This window comes from Psychrobacillus sp. PGGUH221 (assembly GCF_042055255.1).
Classification (GTDB): Bacteria; Bacillota; Bacilli; order Bacillales_A; family Planococcaceae; genus Psychrobacillus.
On sequence record NZ_JAQMHQ010000006.1, the window covers coordinates 290,691 to 296,932 of the forward strand.

A 6,242-nucleotide genomic window follows, 5' to 3' on the forward strand; every position below is an offset into this window, starting at 1 on the left:
TTATAAACTAATAGATTCTACTACTAATTTTGTGTATGGTTGACGGTGACCTTGTTTTTTACGATAATTCTTTTTCGCTTTGTATTTGAAAACGATGATTTTTTTAGCTTTGCCGTTTTTTACAACTTTCGCTGTAACTTTAGCACCTTCCACGAATGGAGCACCAACTTTAACATCATTTCCACCTACGAATAAAACTTTGTCAAAAGTTACAACATCATCAGCAGTTACATCTAATTTTTCAATGTAGATTTCTTGCCCTTGTTCAACTTTGATTTGTTTTCCACCTGTTTCAATAATTGCGTACATACCTGCACCTCCTCTTAGACTAAGACTCGCCTTATAAAAGGTGATTCGATTGCTCGAACACTTAAACCTTTTCAGAGCGGTTGTAGCAACGGGTGCTGCTACAAACAATAACATTTAAATATTACTACATCTCCTAAGCTTCGTCAAGCACTTCTTGTTATATTATCAAATGCTAGCTTGTACTTTCTAAATCTCCAAAAGGAAATGTTAAGAATAAACAAGTACAAGAAGATAATACTGACGGATAGTAACCTAGGAAACCAATACAAGCTTGCACAGAAGATCAAAAAGCTTAATCCCAAAGAGAATCCAACAATATCATTATATTTGTTTGGGTTAAATATATATAAGACTCGTCCACCATCCAGTGGAAAAATAGGAAGTAAATTAAGAAATAATATTAAAATTTGTGTTAGAACGATAATATTTTTTTGTGGAATATCAATAAGAGTAGAAAATGCTAGCAACAATAATGTAAATAATGGACCAGAAATCACAATTAATAATTGCTGCGTTTTTTTTAATCTGGAAAACTGCTCAATTCTGATTTCCCCACCGTACGGTAATATTGTGCACGAAATAACTCTTGCCCCAATGAGCTTTGCCGCCAATAAATGACCAAGCTCATGAAATAGTAATGAACCAAATACGATGGAATACACAGCAACTTCTCCAGATAAATAAAAAAATATAAAAAAAGGTATCATAACGGGATGTACTCTATACATTTTTTTATTCATCTTCAGATGATAGCCATTCCACTAGTTCGGTAGTATCTAGTATCTCCCCATCTTGTTCTACTTTAACATATAGCAAGTTGCTAGCAACAGTTGCAAAAATATCTCCAGTATTGATCGTAGTATAAGGTAATTGATTGAACTCTTCTAAAAAACCAAATGTCGCAGTTTCTCCAGTATCATACAAAATAGAAAGGGTCTTTCCTGTCTTTTTTGTATAACCTGTAAATATGATTAAGCCATTTTCCGCAGCAAAGAGCTCTTGAGAATCATTAATAGATAAAATAGCTCCCTCTTCAAAAGGTTGAATTGATTTATATTCAATTAATGGAGGAGTTGTAACAGGTGAACTAACACTTATTACTTCTTCCGGTTGATTTACCCAAGCCATTATTTTTTTATAAACTTCACTTGGTTTTTGTGGTTCCAGTAGTGTAGTAGAGTAATTGGTTGATAGTACATCACTCTTTTCAAATTTAGATAACGCAAAAAATAGTATGACAAATACAAATGCGAGCATCCATTTTTTTCTCGATAGCATAACATTCCCCCTAGTAGGAATGTATGATGGCTAGGACAAATTCATGAACAAAATAAAACCGACTTCCAAATTATTTGGAAGCCGGCCGAATATTATTTAGAAAATATAGATTTAAGTTTAGACATAACACCTTTTTTAGGCATGTCCATAGACATCAAAGGTACAGACTCCCCAAGGATTCGGCGGGCAATATTACGGTAACCTAGTGCCGCTCTATTTGATGGATCCATTACAACTGGTTCCCCTTTATTGGAAGAAGTGATAACACTTTCATCATCTGCTACAATTCCTAATAAATCAATAGATAAATGCGTAGTTATTTCATTAATATCGAGTGCTTCACCTTTCGTCATTAAATGTTGACGGATACGGTTAATAATTAGCTTAGGTGGATCAATCGATTCCTCCTGTTCTAATAAACCGATGATTCGATCTGCGTCACGGACTGCAGAAATTTCAGGTGTAGTGACAACTATTGCTTTGTCAGCACCAGCTATTGCATTTTTATATCCTTGCTCAATACCAGCAGGGCAATCAATTAATACATATTCGTAATCTCGTTTCAATTCTGTTACTAGTTCTTTCATCTGCTCAGGTGTTACCGCATTTTTATCAGTTGTTTGGGCAGCTGGCAATAAATATAATTTATCCTCAAAACGTTTATCTTTCACTAACGCTTGATGAATTTTGCAACGACCTTCCACAACATCTACTAAATCATAAATAATTCTATTTTCAAGTCCAAGCACAACGTCTAAATTTCTCAAACCGATATCTGTATCCATTAAACAAACTTTTTTCCCTTGAAGAGCCAATGCAGTTCCAAGGTTTGCAGTTGTAGTTGTTTTACCTACCCCACCTTTACCAGAAGTTATTACGATTGCTTCTCCCACATTAGCTTCCTCCTTTAAATGTCGATAGATTCGGTCTTATTAATCTAAGTTCTTGTAAGCGATCTATTGCTATTGATCCATTTGTATGTAAATAAGCACATTCCATTTCTGGTTGCTCCGATAAAACACTTAACTCGTCTGTCATCGTTTCTACTACATTATCAATTATTAAATGCGTGGCCTCTAACCAAGATGCTGCAATGACGGCATCTCTTTTACCATTAGAGCCAGCATGTGCAATCCCTTTTAGTCTACCTAATACAAAGACATTCCCACCAGCAACTACTCTTCCATTGGGATTAACGTCACCAATTACCACTAAGTCACCTAAAGCAGTAATTACCTGACCAGACCTTACTATACCTACATAAGTTTCTGACTGATTTTCTAGCAATTTTTTGTTGCATTCTTCTACAGTCATTACTTCACTTTGAATCTTCGTAACTCGAAGATGTTCTGTTTGTTCTACACAGTTAATAATTTCTTTGGCCTGTTCGTCATTGCAATAACGATTTCCAAGTTGCAAAAGCACTTCAGCTTGACCTTCAAAACCTTCATCCGAAACCTTTTTGGCTAACTCTTCTAAAAGCTCTGCATATGAACACTGATCGTCTAGCCGTAATACAAGGCCCTCTTTCGTTCCTTTAATCGATATTAACTGCTTTTTTGTCAATCAAGTCACCTCAGATCCACTGTCTACCGAAAAGCTTTATTTTTGCATTAATAACGCCTTTTGATTAAACCGATTTAGAAGAATGTATTTAAATCCCCACCCGAACATTGCTAGGAAAACAAAATTAGCAATCATTGTTGGGAGAAGATTAAATTTATAAAAATCTACAAATGTCATACTTTTTATACCGATAAAAGTATAAAAGAAGAACAATAATAACTCTACAACCGCTACTAAAATTAGCGTTAAAACTGTAGCCACCAATAAATGCTGATGAACATATTTTACAACTAAACTAGCAACTAAACACATTAATGGATAAATAAAAGAATATAATCCAATAATATCAATGAAAAAGACATCGTACAAGAGTCCAAAAAACAATCCAAATAACATGGCACGTTTTCGATCATAATATATGGATACAAAAATTAAGTACATGATTAAGAAGCGAGGAACCAATACAAAGAAATCCCCATTTATTTCTATTGGTGAGAAAAGTCCAAAAATCGGTTCCATATAAAATAATAGAACCGAAATGATAATAACTAAAAAACGAATCATGAGCCGTCCCCTGCGCCTTCTGTTAAATCCCTCTCGGTATTTTCTCCATCCGTTCCATCAATTGTAGACATTGAACGCTTAGAAATAATCACGTGGTCTAAAATAGAAAAGTTGGCTGCTGGTTTAATATACGCTAGTTTTGTCAATCCATAATCGTCTGTCGTCACTTCAGTCACTTCTCCGATTAATATACCCTTTGGAAAGATTCCACCTAGTCCAGAAGTTGTAACTTTTTGACCTTTTTTCACATCAAAATCAGAATCTATTCGCTTCAAAATAAGCTCTTTTCGCTTTTCATCATAGCCTTCTATTAATCCAAAAACCTCTTCTTTATCTGATATAACCGCGGACACTCGGTAGTTTGGATTTTGTGTAGATAAAAGTTCAACAGTAGAGGTGTATGGTGTAGTTAAAATGACTTTCCCAATTAATCCTTGAGAAGTCATAACAGCCATGTTCACTTCTATTCCATGTAATTCTCCTCTGTCAATAATAATCTTTTCTTCCCATTGGTCCGGATTTCTAGCGATAACAGTTGCTTGAATTGGATTATAAGCTCGAAGATCCTCTTCTTTATCAACAATATCTCGTAACTTCTGATTTTCATTTTCTAAATCATTGACTTCTGCTTGTAAGGAGGCATAATCCTCTAATCTTGCTTTCAATCGTTTGTTTTCATCATATGTATTAAGTAGTGATTCTACATTATTAAAAACACCAGTAACATACTGAGTCGGCTTGGAAAAAAAGGATTGTCCAAGGCCGACCACATCTTTAATAAGTTGTTCTGGCATTGATGCATGATTCCGATCGCGCAAAGAAAAGCTGATGAGTGCCACAAGAAATATCATCCCTACAAGCAGCAATATTAATCGCTTATTTGAAAAAAATTGTGGCATGGCTCACTTCCCCTTATTATTTCGTTTGTTGACGTTTTAATAATCCCATATGATCAAGTGCTTTACCAGTACCAATAGCAACACAATCTAAAGGATTTTCCGCAATAAATACAGGCATATTGGTCTGTTCACTAATTACTTTATCTAAATTTTTAAGTAGTGCTCCACCACCTGTAAGCATAATACCACGCTCCATTACGTCAGCAGATAATTCTGGAGGTGTTTGTTCAAGTGTTTTCTTCACTCCATCGATAATAGCCGCAATCGATTCACGAAGTGCGTTGGAAATTTCTTTTGAAGAGATATCAATCGTTTTAGGTAAGCCTGTTACGAGGTCTCGTCCACGAATATCCATCGTATCTTCCTCTGTTGTGACTCTAGCAGATCCTATTTCGATTTTTATCGCTTCCGCAGTACGCTCACCAATCGTTAGGTTATACGTTTTACGGACATAACTAGTAATCGCCTGGTCCATTGCATCGCCACCAACTCGAACAGACTCACTCGTCACAATACCACCAAGTGAAATTACAGCTACTTCCGTCGTACCTCCACCTATATCAACGACCATACTTCCAGTAGGTTCCCACACAGGTAAGTTGGATCCTATTGCAGCTGCAAAAGGTTCTTCAATCGTTAATGCATCACGTGCTCCTGCTTGTTTAGCAGCATCTATTACTGCACGTTGTTCCACAGAAGTAATACCATAAGGCACACATATCATCACATTCGGTTTGCTCCAAGACATACCAGATGCTTTCATAGCATTTTTCAAATAATATTCTATCATCGCAGAAGTTGTATCAAAATCTGCGATTACCCCATCTTTCATTGGACGTATAGCTACGATTGAGCCCGGTGTACGGCCGATCATATTTTTCGCATCATTACCAACTGCAACAATTGCACCATTTTGTACATTTTTAGCAACTACAGAAGGCTCTCTTAACACAATACCCTTCCCTTTAATAAAAACAAGCGTATTCGCTGTTCCTAAATCAATCCCTACATCTCTAGATCCAAATCCAAACACTATTTTTTACTCCCTTTCCATCTAACGCAAGTTTCATTTAAATGATTCAAAGTCATAACTCCCATTATAACGGAAAGAAAGGAAAATGCACAGTGTCACATGTACCCCTTTTCTTTTAAACTAATAAATTGATGATCACCTATAATAACATGATCAAGCAATTCGATACCGATAATCTGTCCAGCCTCTAGCAATCTCTTTGTAACGTCAATATCTTCGGAGGATGGAGAGCAATTTTATCAATAGTAAAGTGTAGAATTTACATTGAAATTGCTTCCTTTGCTTTGACTACATGTCTTCACTGTTATGTAACTTACTTTATCTTTCGACTTAAAAAAATGTGCTTATCTGCCCTTATGTTTTTGATAAACGCCATGAGATAATAGTGGACCATTTCATTTAGAAAAATATACGAAACACCACTCAAAAATTTTTGAGTGGTGTTTTAATTATTTATATAATATCTCACTAGTGTTGCATTAATTTAAATTCACTATTAAAAATACTCAAAATGTTCAATATTATTATTTTGTGCAAAGAAAAAGTCCTTTATAATGGATTAGTCAGGTGGTAACCCGTCCAAATCCACTAAA

General features: G+C 35.3%; 8 protein-coding genes, 1 pseudogene and 1 other annotated feature. All 9 genes and pseudogenes read right to left on the reverse strand.

Features of this window, described 5'->3' with window-relative positions:
* Nucleotides 1–309 (reverse strand): 50S ribosomal protein L21, encoded by a 309-nt coding sequence (rplU, locus tag PGC35_RS12415; protein WP_053588768.1) that lies wholly within the window; start codon nucleotides 307–309, stop codon nucleotides 1–3.
* A 12-nt stretch (nucleotides 310–321) separates the two neighbouring features.
* Nucleotides 322–401 (reverse strand) — a sequence feature (ribosomal protein L21 leader region).
* Between the two features lie 51 nt (nucleotides 402–452).
* Nucleotides 453–971 (reverse strand): M50 family metallopeptidase, encoded by a 519-nt coding sequence (locus PGC35_RS12420; RefSeq protein WP_275785253.1) that lies wholly within the window; start codon nucleotides 969–971, stop codon nucleotides 453–455.
* 70 nt (nucleotides 972–1,041) lie between these two features.
* On the reverse strand, nucleotides 1,042–1,587 hold the full coding sequence (locus tag PGC35_RS12425; RefSeq protein WP_375219381.1) for a hypothetical protein: 546 nt from the start codon (nucleotides 1,585–1,587) through the stop codon (nucleotides 1,042–1,044).
* Nucleotides 1,588–1,679: 92 nt separating this feature from the next.
* The gene (gene minD, locus PGC35_RS12430; RefSeq protein WP_053588765.1) at nucleotides 1,680–2,480 is read right to left on the reverse strand and encodes a septum site-determining protein MinD; all 801 of its coding nucleotides are present in this window, start codon (nucleotides 2,478–2,480) and stop codon (nucleotides 1,680–1,682) included.
* A 1-nt stretch (nucleotide 2,481) separates the two neighbouring features.
* On the reverse strand, nucleotides 2,482–3,153 hold the full coding sequence (gene minC / locus PGC35_RS12435; protein ID WP_053588764.1) for a septum site-determining protein MinC: 672 nt from the start codon (nucleotides 3,151–3,153) through the stop codon (nucleotides 2,482–2,484).
* 36 nt (nucleotides 3,154–3,189) lie between these two features.
* Nucleotides 3,190–3,717: a rod shape-determining protein MreD gene (mreD, locus tag PGC35_RS12440; protein WP_056831542.1), complete on the reverse strand. Its 528-nt coding sequence runs from the start codon at nucleotides 3,715–3,717 to the stop codon at nucleotides 3,190–3,192.
* A complete protein-coding gene (gene mreC / locus PGC35_RS12445) occupies nucleotides 3,714–4,616 on the reverse strand; it encodes a rod shape-determining protein MreC (RefSeq protein WP_275785245.1) in 903 nt (300 codons plus the stop codon). Before mreC ends, mreD begins: the two co-directional genes overlap by 4 nt.
* Before the next feature lie 16 nt (nucleotides 4,617–4,632).
* Complete coding sequence (locus PGC35_RS12450) at nucleotides 4,633–5,649, reverse strand: rod shape-determining protein (RefSeq protein ID WP_053588761.1); 1,017 nt, start codon at nucleotides 5,647–5,649, stop codon at nucleotides 4,633–4,635.
* A 95-nt stretch (nucleotides 5,650–5,744) separates the two neighbouring features.
* Nucleotides 5,745–5,885, reverse strand: a pseudogene (locus PGC35_RS12455) (JAB domain-containing protein); the annotation flags it as partial.
* Nucleotides 5,886–6,242: the final 357 nt, after the last annotated feature.

Excerpts from the sequence above, each read along its gene's own strand:
- rplU (WP_053588768.1), bottom strand. The coding sequence starts at position 309 with ATGTACGCAATTATTGAAACAGGTGGAAAACAAATCAAAGTTGAACAA.
- PGC35_RS12425 (WP_375219381.1), bottom strand. The coding sequence starts at position 1,587 with ATGCTATCGAGAAAAAAATGGATGCTCGCATTTGTATTTGTCATACTA.
- mreD (WP_056831542.1), bottom strand. The coding sequence starts at position 3,717 with ATGATTCGTTTTTTAGTTATTATCATTTCGGTTCTATTATTTTATATG.
- mreC (WP_275785245.1), bottom strand. The coding sequence starts at position 4,616 with ATGCCACAATTTTTTTCAAATAAGCGATTAATATTGCTGCTTGTAGGG.